The sequence below is a fragment of the Vibrio satsumensis genome (genome assembly GCF_050337435.1).
GTDB lineage: Bacteria > Pseudomonadota > Gammaproteobacteria > Enterobacterales > Vibrionaceae > Vibrio > Vibrio satsumensis.
In genome coordinates, this window is the sequence record NZ_JAKJSX010000016.1 from 1 (window position 1) to 18,772 (window position 18,772).

Annotated in this window: 16 protein-coding genes and 2 tRNA genes; 7 read left to right on the forward strand and 11 right to left on the reverse strand. The window is 44.6% G+C overall.

What is annotated here, in order from left to right; genetic code table 11:
• Nucleotides 1-85: 85 nt before the first annotated feature.
• From L4C44_RS19450 to L4C44_RS19460, 3 genes are all read left to right on the forward strand, one after another.
• Nucleotides 86-170, forward strand: a tRNA-Tyr gene (locus L4C44_RS19450).
• Nucleotides 171-272: 102 nt separating this feature from the next.
• A tRNA-Tyr gene (locus tag L4C44_RS19455) sits at nucleotides 273-357 on the forward strand.
• Between the two features lie 162 nt (nucleotides 358-519).
• A complete protein-coding gene (locus L4C44_RS19460) occupies nucleotides 520-1,194 on the forward strand; it encodes a Crp/Fnr family transcriptional regulator (protein ID WP_123305447.1) in 675 nt (224 codons plus the stop codon).
• Nucleotides 1,195-1,244: 50 nt separating this feature from the next.
• Here L4C44_RS19460 and tsgA read toward each other — a convergent pair whose 3' ends face one another.
• The 3 genes from tsgA to L4C44_RS19475 all read right to left on the reverse strand — a co-directional run bounded on the left by tsgA (nucleotide 1,245) and on the right by L4C44_RS19475 (nucleotide 4,386).
• A complete protein-coding gene (gene tsgA, locus L4C44_RS19465; protein WP_327784085.1) occupies nucleotides 1,245-2,417 on the reverse strand; it encodes an MFS transporter TsgA in 1,173 nt (390 codons plus the stop codon).
• A 72-nt stretch (nucleotides 2,418-2,489) separates the two neighbouring features.
• Complete coding sequence (deoD, locus tag L4C44_RS19470) at nucleotides 2,490-3,200, reverse strand: purine-nucleoside phosphorylase (protein ID WP_372384794.1); 711 nt, start codon at nucleotides 3,198-3,200, stop codon at nucleotides 2,490-2,492.
• A gap of 265 nt (nucleotides 3,201-3,465) precedes the next feature.
• Complete coding sequence (locus L4C44_RS19475; protein ID WP_048668476.1) at nucleotides 3,466-4,386, reverse strand: Tim44 domain-containing protein; 921 nt, start codon at nucleotides 4,384-4,386, stop codon at nucleotides 3,466-3,468.
• A 197-nt stretch (nucleotides 4,387-4,583) separates the two neighbouring features.
• On the opposite strand from L4C44_RS19475, the gene L4C44_RS19480 reads away from it, so the two are divergent.
• The 3 genes from L4C44_RS19480 to L4C44_RS19490 all read left to right on the forward strand — a co-directional run bounded on the left by L4C44_RS19480 (nucleotide 4,584) and on the right by L4C44_RS19490 (nucleotide 8,133).
• Nucleotides 4,584-5,174, forward strand: a complete 591-nt coding sequence (locus L4C44_RS19480; protein ID WP_428805596.1) for a TetR/AcrR family transcriptional regulator — start codon at nucleotides 4,584-4,586, stop codon at nucleotides 5,172-5,174.
• A gap of 17 nt (nucleotides 5,175-5,191) precedes the next feature.
• The gene (locus L4C44_RS19485) at nucleotides 5,192-7,066 is read left to right on the forward strand and encodes an MFS transporter (RefSeq protein ID WP_428805597.1); all 1,875 of its coding nucleotides are present in this window, start codon (nucleotides 5,192-5,194) and stop codon (nucleotides 7,064-7,066) included.
• A gap of 146 nt (nucleotides 7,067-7,212) precedes the next feature.
• Nucleotides 7,213-8,133 (forward strand): YeiH family protein, encoded by a 921-nt coding sequence (locus L4C44_RS19490; RefSeq protein WP_285953324.1) that lies wholly within the window; start codon nucleotides 7,213-7,215, stop codon nucleotides 8,131-8,133.
• Between the two features lie 102 nt (nucleotides 8,134-8,235).
• Here L4C44_RS19490 and L4C44_RS19495 read toward each other — a convergent pair whose 3' ends face one another.
• Both L4C44_RS19495 and L4C44_RS19500 read right to left on the reverse strand, forming a co-directional pair.
• Entirely contained in the window at nucleotides 8,236-8,400 is a 165-nt protein-coding gene (locus L4C44_RS19495; RefSeq protein WP_186728075.1) for a hypothetical protein, read from the reverse strand.
• Between the two features lie 106 nt (nucleotides 8,401-8,506).
• Complete coding sequence (locus L4C44_RS19500; RefSeq protein ID WP_146491726.1) at nucleotides 8,507-9,385, reverse strand: LysR substrate-binding domain-containing protein; 879 nt, start codon at nucleotides 9,383-9,385, stop codon at nucleotides 8,507-8,509.
• A 193-nt stretch (nucleotides 9,386-9,578) separates the two neighbouring features.
• On the opposite strand from L4C44_RS19500, the gene nagE reads away from it, so the two are divergent.
• The gene (nagE, locus tag L4C44_RS19505) at nucleotides 9,579-11,024 is read left to right on the forward strand and encodes an N-acetylglucosamine-specific PTS transporter subunit IIBC (RefSeq protein WP_186728077.1); all 1,446 of its coding nucleotides are present in this window, start codon (nucleotides 9,579-9,581) and stop codon (nucleotides 11,022-11,024) included.
• 110 nt (nucleotides 11,025-11,134) lie between these two features.
• On the opposite strand, the gene menE is transcribed toward nagE, so the two are convergent.
• From menE to L4C44_RS19535, 6 genes are all read right to left on the reverse strand, one after another.
• Entirely contained in the window at nucleotides 11,135-12,565 is a 1,431-nt protein-coding gene (gene menE / locus L4C44_RS19510) for an o-succinylbenzoate--CoA ligase (RefSeq protein WP_428805598.1), read from the reverse strand.
• A 52-nt stretch (nucleotides 12,566-12,617) separates the two neighbouring features.
• A complete protein-coding gene (gene menC / locus L4C44_RS19515) occupies nucleotides 12,618-13,625 on the reverse strand; it encodes an o-succinylbenzoate synthase (RefSeq protein ID WP_146491724.1) in 1,008 nt (335 codons plus the stop codon).
• Between the two features lie 75 nt (nucleotides 13,626-13,700).
• Nucleotides 13,701-14,567, reverse strand: coding sequence for a 1,4-dihydroxy-2-naphthoyl-CoA synthase (menB, locus tag L4C44_RS19520; RefSeq protein WP_017060170.1), 867 nt, complete (start codon nucleotides 14,565-14,567; stop codon nucleotides 13,701-13,703).
• Between the two features lie 102 nt (nucleotides 14,568-14,669).
• Nucleotides 14,670-15,470, reverse strand: a complete 801-nt coding sequence (menH, locus tag L4C44_RS19525) for a 2-succinyl-6-hydroxy-2,4-cyclohexadiene-1-carboxylate synthase (protein WP_146491723.1) — start codon at nucleotides 15,468-15,470, stop codon at nucleotides 14,670-14,672.
• Nucleotides 15,471-15,479: 9 nt separating this feature from the next.
• Nucleotides 15,480-17,204: a 2-succinyl-5-enolpyruvyl-6-hydroxy-3-cyclohexene-1-carboxylic-acid synthase gene (gene menD / locus L4C44_RS19530; RefSeq protein WP_428805599.1), complete on the reverse strand. Its 1,725-nt coding sequence runs from the start codon at nucleotides 17,202-17,204 to the stop codon at nucleotides 15,480-15,482.
• Nucleotides 17,201-18,508: an isochorismate synthase gene (locus L4C44_RS19535; RefSeq protein WP_146491721.1), complete on the reverse strand. Its 1,308-nt coding sequence runs from the start codon at nucleotides 18,506-18,508 to the stop codon at nucleotides 17,201-17,203. Before L4C44_RS19535 ends, menD begins: the two co-directional genes overlap by 4 nt.
• Nucleotides 18,509-18,772: the final 264 nt, after the last annotated feature.

The window sequence follows — 18,772 nt, forward strand, 5'->3', positions numbered from 1 at the left end:
AGTTAAGTTAAGAGAACAACCTAGTTGATGGGCTTATGGGAAAACATCAATTTAGGCTTACTTTGTGAAGAGTAAGACACACCCTGGAGGGGTTCCCGAGTGGCCAAAGGGAGCAGACTGTAAATCTGCCGGCACTGCCTTCGATGGTTCGAATCCGTCTCCCTCCACCATATTCTTCTTACCTCTTTCGAGAGTTAAGAGAACAACCTAGTTGATGGGCTTATGGGAAAACATCAATTTAGGCTTACTTTGTGAAGAGTAAGACACACCCTGGAGGGGTTCCCGAGTGGCCAAAGGGAGCAGACTGTAAATCTGCCGGCACTGCCTTCGATGGTTCGAATCCGTCTCCCTCCACCATATTCTCCTTAATTGGAAAATCGAAAAGCCAACTCATTGAGTTGGCTTTTTTCGTTTCTGTGTATAATATTTCACTGTACCCGTTACCTTTCTCGCTCAACGCTCTGATAATCTATCATCCAAGTTAAGAAACTTATCTCAACAACTGAATTAAAACCAAATATGCAGCTACAAACCCTAGGAAAAGGTCGCTTCGAAACTGAGTGGACCGAAGACAAGCAACTAATCGAACAAACCATTCGTGATTGTATTTGTACGAGCAGAATATTTCAGGAAAATGAGAAGTTATTAACTCAAGGAGAGCATGTAGAGAACCTATACCTTGTCGATTCAGGAAGGGTTTCTATGGGGATGACGGCTCGAAACGGTAAAACATTTTTGCTAGGTACCCTCGAGTGTGAGCAACAAGTTTTCGGAGAGATGGAGTTCTTTACCGGATACCGCTGCCAGATGGATATTATGCCAATCGAGCCTGTCAGCGTATCTATCATTGATGCACAAAAACTAAAGAAATATTTGTTAGAGCAACCTAAGCTCTCTCTTTATTTCGCCAGTGCTATCGCTATTGACTATCAAGACACCGTCGAGATCCTAACAAGGCGTCTTCTGTATCCGATCACTTACAATGTTGCCTACGACATTTATCATCAATATTTGAATGACTTACCCGTCGATGGCTTTCAAAAAAACTACCTTGAAGCAGAACGTTTTGCTACAACTGATAGAGTCTACCGCCGCGCAGTGAAAGAGCTTGAGAGCAAAGGTTTTATAGCGAAAGAAAAGAAAGGCTTAAGGATTCTTGATCTAGAAGGGCTTAGAAAGTTTGCGGAACAATAAAGGCCTGCGCAAATGCAGACCTTTTCGGGGTCACTTAAACCGATAACTATTTATGCAGTTTGAGTTTGATTGGCTTGGCTTGCTTTGTACTTTGTAGATGCAATAAGCATCACCAACACAACAGCATAGATAGCAGGGATGGCATACATAACCGTTTGTAAGCCAACAATACTTTCCATCATAGAGCTAATCGCAGGGCTAAACATTGCACCAGCACTGCCACTAACCAATATATAAGAAACATTCTTACTTGATGCATTGCGAACAAATGACACACCATAAGCAATGAAAGCATTATAAAGTGCGGCGCAAGCAAACCCGTAACCATAAGTCAGGTAAGAGAGCCATTCTAGTTTGTTTGTCGTTACAATGACGCTCGTTATCACCATTGCCAGCGTAATAATCGTCAATAAGAAATACTGAATCTTCATGCGCGACACAATGACAGTCGAAACTAAAGCACCAACCAACGCTGCTGACCAATACTGAGTAATAATGTTACCCGCTTGTTCAAATGGAATATCAAACTTCTCTTTCACAAACATTGGAGCCCAAGTTAAGAAAGTATAAAGGGCAAGCATTCCTAAGAATAATCCGATACCACCACTGATAATGCCAAAGTTCCATTCAGACTTTGATTCAGTTTGTGTTGCGCCTTCACCACCACACTGGCTGAAGTTAGTCAGCAAAGCGATAAACATTGTTGCCAAAGCAACTACGCCAACACTCAAGTAACTGATGCTCCAGTTCATAGCATTAGTAAGTGCGTAAGTGGTAATCAGAGGGAACACAACACCTGCAATGTTAAATGTCGCGTCTTGTACTACTAACATTGTGCTCTGAATTTTGTCTTTCCATAGTGAAACGACAATAGTACCAGCGATACACAGACCAACACCGCCACAAAAACCAATGATAGTCATGCATAGCATCACGATAGATAACGAAGGTGCTATGTAAAGGCCTAATGAGGACAGCGCGATAATGCCGTAGCACAGTACCGTCATGCGTTTAATACCGACTTTTTCAATTAAGAAGAAAGCCGCAATAGTTCCGGCAAGTGCTCCGCCATTTAATAAAGAAAATATTGATGCTACTTCATTTACATTCGCGTTAAATGCATTGGCTATTGGCTCGACCAACATACCAAATTGTGTCGCAAAGCCCGCCATAACAAAATTAGCGAGGAAACTGATAGCAGTGAGTGTCATTTTATTTTTCATTGTTCACTCCAAGGGCTCGTAGGTTAGATGTTTTTATTTGGGAGAGCTTAACGTTAAGCCCTCCACACAGGCTTAAGCTTTGATTGCCGTTTCTAAAGCAATTTCAATCATGTTGTTGAATGAAAGCTGACGCTCTTCTGCTGTCGTCTCCTCACCCGTGATACAATGATCAGACACCGTCAGGATCGCTAATGACTCAATACCAAATTGTTGTGCTAGCCCGTATAAGCCTGCAACTTCCATATCGATACCAAGCACTCCAAAACGCTCCAAGGCAGGGATAAGGTCTTCATCAGGATCGTAATAAAGGTCGCCAGTGAACACGTTGCCAACTTTTACGTCTATATTCTTCTCTTTTGCTGAAAGGTAAGCATTATGTAAAAGCTCAAACGTTGCCGATGTCGCCATGTGATAGCCACTGCTGCGCTTGGCATTAGTTGGAGAGTCTGTACCGGCGGCTTGTGCCAAAATCACATCGCGCATCATCACATTTTTCTGCGTTGCCCCAACACTACCGATACGAATAATGCGCTTCACACCAAAGTCATTAATCAGTTCATGGCCGTAGAGAACCATTGATGGTACACCCATGCCATGCCCCATAACTGAGATACGCTGCCCTTTGTAATAGCCAGTGTATCCAAACATGTTGCGAATATCGGTCACGAGCTTTGCGTCTTCTAAGTAGGTTTCAGCAATGTATTTCGCTCGTAGTGGATCACCCGGCATAATTACCGTAGATGCGAAATCCTCAGCAGTGCCAGCAATATGTGCAGTCATAATGTTTCCTTATTTGTTTTGTTGGAGCAATCATAAGGAGCAATGGCACAAAGCATTGAGGACAAATGTCCGCTTTCAAAGTACTGCCTCTCAAATTTGAATCATCTCTAGCAAAACCATGGAACTCATTGTTCTAAGGGCCCGGACATTACTTACTGGCTATCCTAAAAACACAAAAAGCCCCTGCAGATTTCTCTGTAGGGGCTTTCAATTATTAGGTGTTATTCCGATTAACTACATCATATTGATGTTTAACTAAATCGTGGAATTAACCTTGAATACCAACAATTAACCATGGTGCATTTTGGGTCGTTAGATCACGCTCTAAATGCCAGATATCAGTAATGTCTTCTTCTATACCTTCAGCTGAATCACGGTAGCGACCACTAAACTGAAGGCTTAGCTGTGCTTTGCTACCGTCGTGGTCTGCACGAACGATTTCAGCATCAACGTACATTACGTCTGTGTGCTGATCACCATCTAGCTTGTTACGCTCAGCTTTCAGATCTTCAAATAGGCTTGGAGATACGTATTCTTCAATCGTGTTTAGCTCGTTGTGGTTCCATGCACCTTGCAGTGTACGGTAGTGCTCACGAGAGCCATTGATGAATGCCGCTTGATCAAAGCCCGGTGGGTAGTTATGTGGAACATCGCTTTGCGCACCAAAACCGAAACCACCAGCACCATTTTGTGAATGAGGTTGTGATTGAGGCTGTGCTTGCTCGAAGTTATGAACATTTGGCTGTTGCTTAGACTGTTCAAACTTATTCTGACCCATGCCGCCGAATGCCGGCTGTTGGCCACGTGTATTCTGCTGATTCATAGAGCCCTGCTTCGCGCCTAACATTCCACGTAGGAACTTAAACGCTAGGAACGCAATCAGACCCATGATCAGAATATCCATAAACTGGATACCTTCAAATGCGCCACCAAAGAATGCAGCTAAAAGACCACCAGCAAGTAAACCACCTAGCAAACCGCCCATAAGGCCTTTTTTGCTTGAGTTAGCTGCTGTGTTCTTACCCGTTTGATCTTGTCGGATCGAATTCGTGTTTTGTTGTTTTGGTGCTGGAGCCGTTTTAAAGCTTTTGCCAAATGACTTACCACCACCAAACTTTTTCGCTTCCGCGATTGGCGTCACCGCGACTGTTACCAACAGGATCGCGACTAGTGAGAAAAATCGTTTCATTATTATCCTTTATAGGGTTCTTTATCTTTCGACACCTTAATCATACTCGTTAACAAAGAACAATGAAATATTCACGGCGTTTACACATGTATCATAATATTGCGGCTATTAATTGATTACTAAACTAGCGAAGGGATTGACGGCACTCAGGGGCAGCATTAAAATATTGAACGATGTTCATTTAATAGAAACTACTCATGGCAAGACGAAACGATCATACTCGAGAACAATTAGTGCAACTAACCTTAAAGACGGTGACCGACTTCTTAGAAGAGCACTCCTATCACGAGTTAAGTTTACGAAAAATTGCCAATATGATTGGTTATGTACCAAGCACCTTGGTGAATGTATTTGGTAACTACAACTTACTACTTTTGCACGTTGTAGCTCAAACATTAGATGAACTGACGTCAGAGTCCGCTGCAGCGGTTGAACAATCGAGCACCCCCCAACAAGCTCTATTCAACCTTGCATACTGCTACCACGATTTTGCACAAAAACACCCTCACCGTTGGCAGCTTATCTTTGAGCACAACATGAACGGTGAAAACCTTCCTGAATGGCAATCAAACCGCATCGATAGAATGACAGGCATGCTAGAGCAGCTGCTAGTAGCGATTGGCCCTGAACATACTAAAAGCGAAGTCGTTAAAGCCAGCCGTGTATTATGGTCTGGAGTACATGGAATTACTCTACTTAGCGTTGATGATAAGTTTTTCGCCGCTGAGCCAATTGATGGTAAAGAGTTGATCAATAACCTAGTCTCAAACTACTTAGCCAACTGGTAATCATCCAAGGAAAGACAATGAACAACAGCAGCCAATCTTCGCTGTTAATGCAAAAAAGGTTCCTACCCTACTTTATTACTCAATTTCTAGGAGCCTTTAATGACAACATATTCAAAAATGTCCTGTTACTGTTTGTTGCTTTCGCTAGCGTAGACACGCTGCCTATTTCCAGTAATTTATTCATAAATTTGGCCGCTGGCCTTTTTATTCTGCCCTTCTTCCTATTTTCTGCTTTGGCCGGAGTCTTGGCCGATAAATACGAAAAATCTTGGTTCATTCGCAAAGTTAAACTCCTTGAAGTGGTGATCATGTCACTGGGGGCGATCGGCTTCATCTACGAAAGTTACGGAATACTGCTACTGCTTCTGTTTCTAATGGGAACACAAAGTGCCTTCTTTGGCCCAGTTAAGTACGCCCTGCTTCCACAGCAACTAGAAACGAAAGAACTGGTATCTGGCAATGCGCTCGTCGAGACAGGTACATTCTTAGCGATTCTAATTGGAACTCTAGGTGCCGGTATTATTGCGTCTGAAGAAGAGGCGAAGCTCATTGCTGCGGTGTGTATTGTTTCATTCGCTGTGCTTGGCTATCTATCGAGCTGCTTTATCCCACAAGCGCCAAGCAATGCACCAGACCTTACAGTGAAGTGGCAACCTATAAAGCTCACCCGTGCAACACTGGCGATTGCCAAAAAAGACCGCCCAACCTTTCAAGCTCTGATGTCGATCAGCTGGTTTTGGTTCCTTGGTGCGGCTTACCTAACTCAGTTTCCAAACTTCACCAAACTGCACCTAAACGGCACAGAAAGCTCAGTCGCATTTTTACTGGCACTGTTCTCGGTAGGCATTGCGATGGGCTCTTTGGCTTGCGATAAGTTGTCTAATCATCGAATTGAAATTGGTATCGTGCCAATGGGCAGCTTAGGTATCTCGATCTTTGGCCTTTTAATGGCGATATCCATTCCAGAGTCTTTGCCTAACTTTAACTCTTTCCATCAGTTCGTGATGTATTCAGAGCTGTGGCCGCTGTTTGCTTATCTTCTACTACTGGGGATCTCTGGCGGTATCTTTATTGTTCCTTTGTATTCACTGATGCAATTACGTGCGAAACCAAATGAGCGTGCCCAAGTGATTGCAGGGCTCAATATTTACAATTCACTGTTCATGGTGGGAAGCGCAGTTTTAGGTATTGTTTGCCTTAGTGTTCTAGAGCTTTCAATTCCACAGCTGTTTGTGTTGCTCGCGTTGGGAAACACTTTGATTATGCTGTACCTGTTTCACCAGGTGCCTATATACGCTTTCCGTTTCTTTACATGGGTAGTCACTCACACCATGTATCGAGTGAAGCATAAGAACTTACATCACTTGCCAGAAAAAGGTGGCGCATTGATTATCTGCAACCATGTGAGTTATATGGATGCATTATTGCTGAGCGCCGTTTGCCCTCGCTTGATCCGCTTTGTGATGGAAGAAGATTACACCAAGTTGCCGCCTATTCGACGTTTCTTGAAAAGAGCTGGGGTGATTCCAATCTCCGCAACCAACCGTAGCTCTATTCGAAATGCTTTTAAAGAAGTAGAACGCGCCCTGCATGAAGGCCACATCGTGTGTATTTTTCCAGAAGGAAAGCTAACCTCTGATGGCGAAGTGGCTGAGTTCATGCGTGGTATGGAGCTGATCATCAAACGTTCTCCTGTCCCTGTGATTCCAATGGCTCTCAAAGGATTATGGGGCAGTTACTTTAGCCGTTACAAAGGCCGTGCCTGCAAAGGATTACCCACTCGCTTCTGGACTAAACTAGAGATAGAAGCTGGCGAGCCTATTTCACCTAAAGAAGCCTCTTGTGAAACTCTTCGACAGTCGGTGTCCAATCTTCGCGGCACCTTACGCTAAATAACCTTTACCGTATTCATATCAACTGAACAAGCGTTAAGTTTTCCTTAACGTTTGTTCAATTCATTTAGACTTACTTATCATTTTATTGAACGTATAGTGGTCTCATTACAATAACGTCACTACAAAACAAGACTCTAAATACAATGAACCTAAAAAAGTCCGTTCCGTTTTATCTCGCTGCACTATTTTGCTTAACGCCCTGGGTCAGTTCCCCGACAGCCCTCGTTATCGGTTTCCTACTGGCTAGTTTAGGTTTAGTTCCTGAACACTTGGAAGTCGGTAAACTCACCAAGAAGTTACTGGCCTACTCGATTGTTGGCTTGGGGTTTGGCATTCAGTTTGAAAAAGCATTAGCGGTAACAGGCGATGGTATTGGACTCATTGTAACGACGATTATTGGTACATTAGTCATTGGTTGGTTCTTGGCTAAACGAATGGGGCTAGACCGCACAACAGGCTACCTTATCTCTTCTGGTACCGCGATTTGTGGTGGTAGTGCGATAGCAGCTGTGGCACCCGCGATCAAAGCAGACGATGAACAGATTGGCTTGGCGTTAGCCACTGTATTTGTGTTGAACTCGGTAGCTCTATTCTTGTTCCCGATGATTGGCCATGCGCTTGAATTAAGCCAACAGACTTTCGGTACCTGGGCAGCAATCGCGATTCATGATACTTCTTCAGTTGTTGGTGCAGCATCAGCTTATGGTGAGGAAGCACTGACTACCGCGACAACATTGAAGCTCGCTCGTGCACTTTGGATCATTCCAATTGCTTTGGTTAGCGCTATGATCTTCAAAAGCGATCAAAAGAAGATTACCGTTCCCTACTTCATTTTCTTCTACTGTGCGGCTATCGCGGTAAGTGACTTATTGCCACAGTTTGAGATGGTGTATCAAGGGATCTTTGACGTGTCTAAGCGTGCGTTGGTTGTGTGTCTGTTCTTGATTGGCTGCGGCATCTCAGTAGAGAAACTGAAAGCGGCTGGGCCGAAGCCATTGATGTTTGGTATTTCGATGTGGGTGATGATTTCTACAGGTTCGTTAGCTTGGTTGACCCTCGCATAACCTCTAGGGAGTTAAATCTCTAACAACATCACGAAGCACAAAAAAAGGCAAAGCTCATATGGGCTTTGCCTTTATCATTTGTCATCTATATTGACCAAACTACTATTCAAACAGGGGCTTATCACTCTTATTGCTCTCTCTTTTCATTAAAACAAGTACCACAACCAACACAAATGCGGTGAGTTCAGCCAACGAGCGAGTCAACCCTGACGAAGTAACCGCTTGGCCTATCTGCAGTAAAACCGCAATGATGAGGGCAATTTTCATAATAAGACCTTATTCTATAATCCGTTATTTGTATGGCTTATTATGATGGATGGTTATAAAGATAATAAATTCTGTTTTGAACTATCTAATTGCTAAATTAACTAACCTAGCGTAACTGCCCCTCTAACCACTTAATAAAGGTTCTTACCTTAGGACGTTTTTCCGTGCCTAATGGGCAGATTAAGTCATACCCTTTGTCAGTATCCATACTCGGATAAGGCGTTATGAGCTCACCAGTCTCAATGTACTGCTTAACAAAATGATAGCGCCCCATCGCGACACCGATATTGCTGAGGGCACTTCTTACGCCCATATCCCGGTGGCTCACGCAGTAAAATTGCTCAAACAAGTTCACATCCAAGCCATGGTGTTTAATCCAACGCTGCCATACATCTGATCCTAGTGCATGAATGAAATTAATCCGGTGCAGCGATTCTAAGCCATCATCAAAGATGTCGTGCTCAGCCGCGTAACTCGGTGTACACACCGGAATATACTTTTCACCAAACAGGCGCTGTCGATGCATGTCTTTGAGATCTTCAGCACCATAGTAAATGGCGACATCGAGATGATTTTGATGAAAATCCTGCTCTTCTTGCGAGAAGATGTTGAGATTAAACTTTGGGTATCGCTGTTTAAAATCAGCCAATCTTGGCAGTAACCAACTGTTGGCAAATGCAGGACTAGTACCGATATTGATCTGTCCATACAAGTCTGTGTTGGTAATGTCTTCGATCTCACCAAAAATAGAGCTTAACGACTTGGATAACGTTCGTTGAAAACGCTGGCCTTCTTCAGTCAGTTCCAGTTTACGAGTCCCTCGCACAAACAAGTTAAATCCGAGTTCACCTTCTAACACTTTGATTCGATGGCTAACGGCTCCCTGAGTCAGATGCAACTTTTTCGCCGCTAGCGTAAAGCTCATTTTCTCTGCAGCAACATTAAAAGTATGAAGATTTCTAAGTAAAGATTGATGGTTAGCCATACGAACTCATGCATTAAAAATTTTAATTCATACTACTACCCGTTTCGTTTGTTTGCATTAAGAAATAAGTTTTTAATAGCCGAAGTTACTTAAAACCCTGCCTCGTTCAATCTTTGACTCCATACGTTGACGAGCAGAAACATTAAAAAAATTAATTACAAACTTAGGGGCACATATGAATATACTCGGGTATATGCAAAAAGTAGGTAAGGCATTAATGGTTCCCGTAGCCACACTGCCAGCTGCAGCAATCCTTATGGGGATCGGCTATTGGCTGGATCCTGTTGGTTGGGGTTCAGAAAGCATCTTAGCCGCATTCTTGATCAAATCTGGTGGTGCGATCATCGACAACATGGCAGTTCTGTTCGCGGTGGGTGTCGCATTTGGTTTGAGCCGAGATAAAAACGGCTCAGCCGCATTGTCTGGTTTTGTGATGTTCCTCGTCGTCACCACGCTACTTGCTCCAGGCTCTGTCGCTCAATTAATGGATGTTGAACTAAGTGAAGTGCCAGCAGCATTTGGCAAAATCAGCAACCAATTTGTGGGTATCATAGTAGGTATCATCTCAGCTGAGATCTACAACCGCTACTCAACCGTTGAACTTCCTCAGGCTTTGGCGTTTTTCAGTGGTAAGCGTTTGGTTCCTATCCTGACTTCAATCGCAGGTATGGCTCTCTCTTTTGCTCTACTATACATCTGGCCAGCTGTTTATGACGCTCTGATCGTTCTAGGTATAAAGCTAGAAAGCATGGGCGCAGTTGGCGCCGGTCTGTTTGGTTTCTTCAACCGTTTGTTCCTATCAGTTGGTATGCACCACGCACTTTACCCTGTGTTCTGGTTCGACGTTGTAGGCATTAACGACATTCCAAACTTCCTAGGCGGTGCACAATCTATCGCTAACGGTACGGGTATTCCGGGTAAAACAGGCATGTACCAAGCGGGCTTCTTCCCTATCATGATGTTTGGCCTACCAGCAGCAGCATTGGCGATGTACCACTGTTCTGATGCGAAAAATAAGAACCAAGTATTCGCTATCATGCTTGCGGCGGCTATGGCTTCATTCTTCACAGGTATCACAGAGCCGCTTGAGTTCAGCTTCATGTTCCTTGCTCCGGTACTGTTCCTACTACACGCTGTGTTAACAGGTTTGTCGCTTTACATTGCGGCAAGCATGGAGTGGATGGCAGGCTTCGGATTCTCTGCTGGCTTCGTTGACCTAGTACTATCAAGCCAAAACCCACTAGCGGTTAACTGGTACATGCTACTGGTTCAAGGTGTAGTGTTCTTCGCACTTTATTACTGCATTTTCCGCTTCGCTATCATCAAGTTCAACCTACGCACTCCGGGTCGTGGTGAGGAAATGGAAGCAGAAAGCGAGACTGCATCTCCTGAAGCATTAGTTAACCTAACCAACAACTACATTGAAGCGATTGGTGGTGCTGACAATATCCTTGAAGTCGATAACTGTATTACTCGCCTACGCCTAACAGTAAAAGACTCATCAATCGCCGACAGTGACAAACTGAAGAAACTGGGAGCGGCAGGTGTGGTTCCGGTGGGTAAAGGTGGACTGCAAGTTATCATTGGCTTAGGAAAAGTGGATAAGGTCGCAGAACAAATGAAGAAGGCACTCGCTTAACTCGGCAGCTTTGATGACAAGATAAAACAGTAAGAATTTGTGATGGCTTCACCACCATCACAATCCCCTGAAGCGCAATTACGACTAGTCACCGTGTATTGCGCTTCGTTTTATTTAGGGCGAACCTCTTGTAACCACTGTGCTAATCCCGCTCTCGATACCTTGATGCCTAGTTGTTCTTGCTCTGGCATACGGTAATACTCGATAGGAAGTTTAAATCGCTCCAAGCTTCCTTGTAGCTGTTCAGCAAACCATGCTTCGGTTGGCATTTCATCACAGTCAACAATCGCAACGGGTCTAAAGCCAAATTCACTGTCTTCAACGGGTATGATAAAGGCTTGCTTAACCTCAGGCAGTTGACTGAGTGATCGCTCAATTTCTTCACAGTGAATATTCTCACCGCCAGAAATAAACTGATTGTCGGCTCTGCCAATAATCGACACTTGCTCTCCATTCCATTGACCAAGATCTTTACTATCAAACCAGCCATCATCATCCACCAATGGAGTTAAAGTGCCTTGATAGTAGTAACCAGAAGCGAGGGTATTGCCTCCAATATAGATACGTTGGTTTTCAATTTTCAATTGACGATGATTCAGCACAAAACCGGCAGTGCTGCTCGCATCAACAGGCTTTGCCGTCACCGTTGAGGCCGCTTCTGTCATGCCGTAGCCAAGCCATGTTTCGATACCCATTTGTTGAGCCTCAAGCCCTAGCGCTTCTGGAATATGACTACCACCTAAAAGCACATGAGTTAAAGTAAGTGCTTGCTTACCCTTTAATAACCTATGCAGTTGCGTAGCAACTAACGAAGCATGGCTACAACCTTCAATGTCTGATTCAAGCTTACCAGAACCTATTTTTATACAGCCACCAGCAACGAGCCAACGATGAACAACCGCCAGACCAGATACATGGTACATAGGTAAACTCAGCAGCCACGTATCACTGCCTTTAAATTGGAAAACATCCAATAACCCGGCAGCAGAACATAGGTGCTGCTCAAGTGTGTGAGCCACCGCTTTCGGGTTTCCGGTAGAGCCCGAAGTAAATACGATACTCGCGAGGTTTTGAGGATTGAAATAAGAAAGTTCTGACGTTGCTGCTGGTTTGTCATCAACATTCAAGTCACTCAAGCAAGGCAATGTAAGTAACTGAGTGTTTGGTTCAGCAATGTCTGATTGATTTAAACCACTACTTTCTAACAACCATAGATAACGCCTAGCCGACGGCCTATAAAGCGATTCAAGCTTTTGTACTAAGCGAAGTGATGGCTGAGGCATAGTGAACGCGCAAAGCACGCCTAGGTTCAGTGCCGCTAGATAAACGGGGAGTACTTCTGCTTGGTTCCTACCAACAATGGTCAACACGTCGCCTTCCAAGAGGCCTTGTTCTGATAGCTGTTGTTGGTAATCACTCACTAACGCCACAACTTGCAGCCAAGTATAAGCGCAGTTGGGAGTAACGAATGCTGTTTGATGTGGGTTCTGCTGCGCCCACTGTACCCAAAGCGGGTGATGATTAGATTGTGGGCGCATCATAAGATAACCAAGTTATAGGTTGAAAACGGTCTAAGCCAATCGAACGATCAGCCTAAGAAGACCAAATCAGTTGCTGCTGTTCAAGAGTAGCAACAGGAAGCTGGCAACCCGGCCATGAAACTTCTAACTGTTGCTGATACAAACCAATCGTATCAAGTCCCGGTACTTCATTAGGCAAGTACTGCTGTGCTAATCGCGCAATCTGAGTTAAGCCAAGGCTAGACTCAATACTTGAGCTTAGAACCGGCTTAATACCAAGCTGCTCCGCACGCTCAATGATTGCAACACAACGCTCTACTGAACCAATCAAGGTTGGCTTGATCACCACAGCCTTAACACCCGTTAAGTCGCTTAAATCAAATTCAGGGTTACGCACCGCTTCTTGCAGAGTTTCGTCCCAAGCAATCGCCACACCGTGGTCAATAGCAAAAGCTAAGCTGTCTTCTGGCTTTTGGCAAGGTTCTTCAATAAAGCTAATACGCTGACGCAGTGACGGCGAAATGTACTTAATGAACTGCTTCGCTTTTTCTGGCTTCCACGCACGGTTGGCATCAAGCCTTAGAGTCAAATCCGGAATCGATTCAAGAAATAAACTAACAAGCATGCCATCACGAATCGCTTCATACAGGCCGACTTTCACTTTCGCGACTTTCTCACCTTCCATCTCATTCAGCACCGGAATCAGTTCATCTGGATCTCCGGTACACAAAGGTGCCGCTTGGTAGTTACCTTCAGTGTTGAGTTCGCCTCGTAATTCCATCATCGCCATCGAAAAACCGAAGGCAACAGAAGGATATAGCTCATTAAAAGGCGTTTGAGGGTTGTTGTGACTCCAAAGCTCTAATTCATGTTGGAGCTGAATACCGGCTTGTTCGGCATCTTCTTGACTGAAGCCCGGCAGAGGTGCAACTTCGCCAAAACCAGTTTTACCGTCACACTCAAGTTGGATGATATAGCCAACACGTTCGTTCAACTTATTATCACGAAGAACCACTCCACTATCCATAGGTAATTGATAACGGTAGAGTTTAGCGTGACGCTGAGAATTCACTGAGTTCATAAAGTTTCCTAAAAAACGGGGAACATCAAAACAAAACGAGCCGCTATTAGCGACTCATTTTTAAGAGGAGAAAGACTATGGATTACGCGGGAACTTGTCGAAGTCCGGTCGACGTTTTTCGTTAAATGCGTTGCGGCCTTCTTGGCCTTCCTCTGTCATGTAGAACATCATGGTTGCGTTACCAGCCAACTCTTGTAGACCAGCTTGACCGTCACAGTCTGCGTTCAGTGCAGCTTTCAGGCAACGCAGTGCCATTGGGCTATGTTGAAGAACTTCACGACACCAACGAACGGTTTCTTTTTCTAGGTCAGCGACAGGAACAACGGTGTTCACTAGGCCCATATCCAATGCTTCTTGAGCATCGTAGAAACGACATAGGAACCAGATTTCGCGCGCTTTCTTCTGGCCAACAATGCGAGCCATGTAAGAAGCACCCCAACCGCCATCGAATGAACCCACTTTAGGACCCGTCTGACCGAACTGGGCGTTTTCAGCTGCAATAGTAAGGTCTGCCATCATGTGAAGTACATGACCGCCGCCTACTGCCCAACCCGAGACCGCTGCGATAACTGGTTTTGGACAAGTACGAATTTGACGTTGGAAATCAAGTACGTTCAGGTGGTGTGTACCTGAGTCATCTTGATAGCCGCCGTAGTCACCACGAATACTTTGGTCACCACCAGAACAGAATGCCTTCTCACCAAGACCCGTCAAAATGATCACGCCTACTTTCTCGTCGTAACGAGCGTCAGCCAGTGCATTAATCATCTCTTTTACGGTTTGTGGACGAAACGCATTGTGGACTTGAGGACGCGCAATCGTGATTTTCGCAATACCATCGTCAGACTTGTGGTACTGAATATCTTCATATTGACTGCTTTCATCGCTCCAGTTAACTGCCGCGTAAAGTTCTTCTTCTGTGATGCCTACTGTTTTAGCCATGGTGATTCCCATTGTTCTATTAGAGACCACGACTAACGAGTAGTCGTGACGGTGTTGCTCTGCTTTTTATAGTGCTTGATACGAGAGAACCGCTCAGTCAGATTAACGACGACTGGCGATACATTGGATTATCAGGTTAGAAAACAGCTCGGGTTGCTCAAAATGAACATTATGACCCGCGTAATCCACCTGACTATATTCAAAGCCACTATTCTCAGCTAGCTCCATGAATTTACGATCTTTTTTTCCACATACATAATGCAATAAATGCTCATGAGATTTCAATGTGGCACGTAAATCCGGTTGCTTAGCTAACGAAGTAGATAACAACATATTTGCTACGGATACACCAAGGTTACCACTACGCTTTATGACCAAAGTTTGTCTTTGCTCATGATTTAGTGAAGAAAAGACGCTTTGTTGATACCAATCGTCTAAAACATCTTCAATCGACTGCTGTGCAAAGCGAACAGCCCACTGCGTATCATGTACTAACCTTTGTGCTCTTTCTTCATCACATTCCAAGCCAAAGTTGCCACCTTCAATGATGACTTTCTCTAGATTGAGCGTCTCAAAGCAAGGGCTTGTCACCCCATACATTGCAAGCCTTCCGCCCATAGAGTACCCAATCACTACGATAGGGTAATCGGCAGGAAGATCGTTGAGCGCCAGTTGAGATGTGATGCACTGGACAATTTTCTTGCAGCAATGATCAAACCCTACTGGATCGATAAAGCGACTTTGTCCATGTCCGGGTAAATCTATGCAAAGGAGAGGAAAGTCCTCGAGGAATGGATGACATGCACTCCAATCATCCCCGCTTCCGAGTAAACCATGTAAAAAAACAAGCAAAGGTTTGTCAGAAGAATCTTGTACAGCTGGGTAATAATTGGAGTAAAGCATGTAAAGTCCTTAGGCTAATGCCTCGGTGAGCATTGAGCTGAATTGTCTCAGCAAAGTAGACGCTTGTTCGGGAGGTGTCTTAACTTCCACGATCAAGGTACCCTGACCCTGTTCGAAATGTTGTTCGATAATGGTTTGGTAGCCATTCAAGGTTTCTGGCGCAGCGTATCCAAGCTGGAATTGCGCAGCAGCGTATTCAAAACTGAAACCATGAGGCATTTGATAAAGTGACTGTTTCTGTTGCTCAGGTACCGGCAACAAATCAAAGATCGCACCACCATCATTGTTAGTCACAACAATAACCATCGGCGTTAAATTATGAGTCAGCAAAGCCAGTGAGTTGAGGTCGTAAAGCAGAGAAGTATCACCAATCAACATCAACAGAGGGTTCTGGTTAACTTTCACTACACCCGCAGCCGTTGCCACCAAGCCATCAATGCCCGATGCACCACGATTACTATAAACTTGATTCGCAGATATTGACGACAGCATATCCACCAGCCTTACCATCAAGCTGTTTCCCACAAACAACTCTCTGTCTTTAAGTCTAGACGACAAGTCAACTGCAACACTCAACTCTGTCAGTTGATCATTATTGGATATTTGTGCGAGTGCGAGTTGCTGAACGGTATTTGCAACCTTGATTAATGGCGTCGCCCAACCCGAATATTTGCCTAACAAAGTTGGCAGGTGTTGATCGGTGATCCATAACTCGATATTAGCAACAATATGAGTTTGCGGCAGATGGTCTTGGTTTATACGGTGCGCATCAGGTGAAACGACAACATATTGAGTGCTATCGAACAAAGCCGCTTGTGACTTAACCCATTGGTTTAATCGCTTAGAAACAATACGCTCACCAAACTGAAGAATGAAATCACACTGGTTGAGTTGCTGTTTAACGGAGTCACTCTGTAACCACAGATCATAATGCTTCCAATCACTGCTCACGCCCGATTGAGGGTCACAGAAAATCGGCCAACCCAAAGCAGAAGCAAACTGCTGCGCTTTTGTCGCCGCTTTTTTATCAATCGAACCAATAATCACCGCACCTTTACGCGCTAGATAATCGCCCGGCGCTAATGGCTGTACAGTCAAATGATTGGGTAAACAAGTATTAGAATACGGGCTTGTTGACGAGATCCACCTTGCGACACTGTTAGTGTAATCAGCATACATGTCAGCACTGTTCTTTGAATAGAGCGGCTCTGGAAACGGGCAATTAATATGAATCGCACCGCCAACATTGCGTTGTTTCGCAAGCGCGCTATCAACCGATGTTAGGAGCCAATTCAAAGAAACCTGTGTGGTTGGGCTTGGTAGATTTAAAGCACTTGCAACATGGGAAGAAAAGATACCCTGTTGTTGAATCGCTTGATTAGCGCCGCAATCCACTAAATCGAATGGTCGATCAGAAGTCAGTAGGATCAGTTTCTCTCGTGTCAAACCAGATTCAGCCGTCGCAGGAAGCAAATTCGCAACAGCGGTTCCTGATGTCACAATCACCGCAACTGGTTTATCACTTGCTTTTGCTAAGCCTAAAGCTAAAAATCCAAGACCACGCTCATCAAAGTGCGTGTGTAAGGTTAACTTGGGGTTGGCTTCAGCTTCGAGAGTTAACGGTGTTGAGCGAGATCCCGGTGCAACACAAACATGTTCAACACCACTGCGGGCTAACTCTTCTAGTAACGTGTGACACCAAACTCTATTTAATACGGCTTGGTCGTGAATCATGACGCCACACCCAGTGGTGGGTGATCAGAAATTAGGCTGAGTAAAGTAGACATCTTCTTGTTCAATTCTTGCCACTCATGTTCGGCAACCGATCCCGGCACGATCCCCGCGCCAGCAAACAGCTGTACTTGATCATTTACAATCAAGGCGCTTCGAATCGCTACGCAGAATTCAGCTCGCTGATGGCTGATATAGCCCACAGAACCTGCATACCAACCTCGGGCAAACGGTTCGTGTTCAAGAATAAAATCCATCGCTTCTTTACGCGGCAAACCCGCTACAGCAGCAGTTGGCTGTAATGCAGCAAGTAACTGCACACCATTAACACCATTATTAAGCTGAGCATGGATATTGCGCTTCAAATGCTGCACCTTACGCAAGCGCACTAGACGGGCATCCTTTTCAACATGGACCGTTTGAGAATGAGGAGTGAGACGCTCAATGATGTCGTCGACCACATACTGGTTCTCGTTGAGGTTTTTGCTGTCTTGTGAAAGCCAGTTTGCTAGCTCCATATCTTCGGTCGCGTTCTCGCCACGACCAATGGTCCCAGCCAGTGCTTCTGTATCGAGCTCAGTGCCATGTCGGCTATATAAGCGCTCAGGCGTTGAACCAATAAAGCTGTGTTTAGAATCCAGCACCAACATAAAGTGGAAGCTGTGGTGATTTTGCAGATAGCTCGCTTTAAGTAGTTGAGCAGCACATATAGGCGCATCAAGTTGCAGCGTGGTTTTACGCGCTAAAACCACTTTCTTATATTCTTCGTCACTGATGCCTTTGAGTACCTTCTCGACCAAACCGCCCCACTGTTCTCTTTCTGGAACGTGGTTAATCTGTTCAATATGAGCAGACAAGGGAGCCAGTATCGCCGCTTCCACAGAAAGCTTATTCAGAGCATTAATAGAAGAAACGCGATCAGGGGACAAGTTAACTGCCAGCGACCAAGTATTGTCAAAGCGGATCAATTCAACCTGAGGAAGGAAGAAAAACGACTCCATGCAACGACGGTTCTTTGCGGTGTGCCCGTCAAACGAGCGTCCACCCCAGATTCGTTGGTCTTCACCAAGAATCGCGTAAGCGGGTGCAGGATCTGAAAACGTATGTAACTGTCCGAGCGCAACCACCTCTTCACGAGTGTCGCGTGACTGCCAGTAGAACTTAGGAAAGAGCGGTTGAGCATGAAGCCATTCAATAAATGCAAACGATGGTTTTTGCGTTAGAACTTCAACACAACGAACTTCACTTGCTTGGGCATTTTGTACTCGCTCAATCAAAGCGGAGATAGTTTGTTGGAAATGTGACAAATCGACCTCGTTCACATCTAAATTATTATTATATTAGTTTGATACTTTATGGGCAGTACCCACTTAGATCAAGAATGTACTATATCTTTTCAACATTCCTGTGATTTTAAGCGATCCCGCCCCTTTATTCATCTTAGCCAATAACCAACAAAGCTATTAATTAAAATTTAGAAAAGAGTGACAACAAAAAGGCTAAACGTGACACTGAAATGCGACATTCATCAGATTTTTATTCTATCAAACGCCATTTTGCGGTACTTTAAT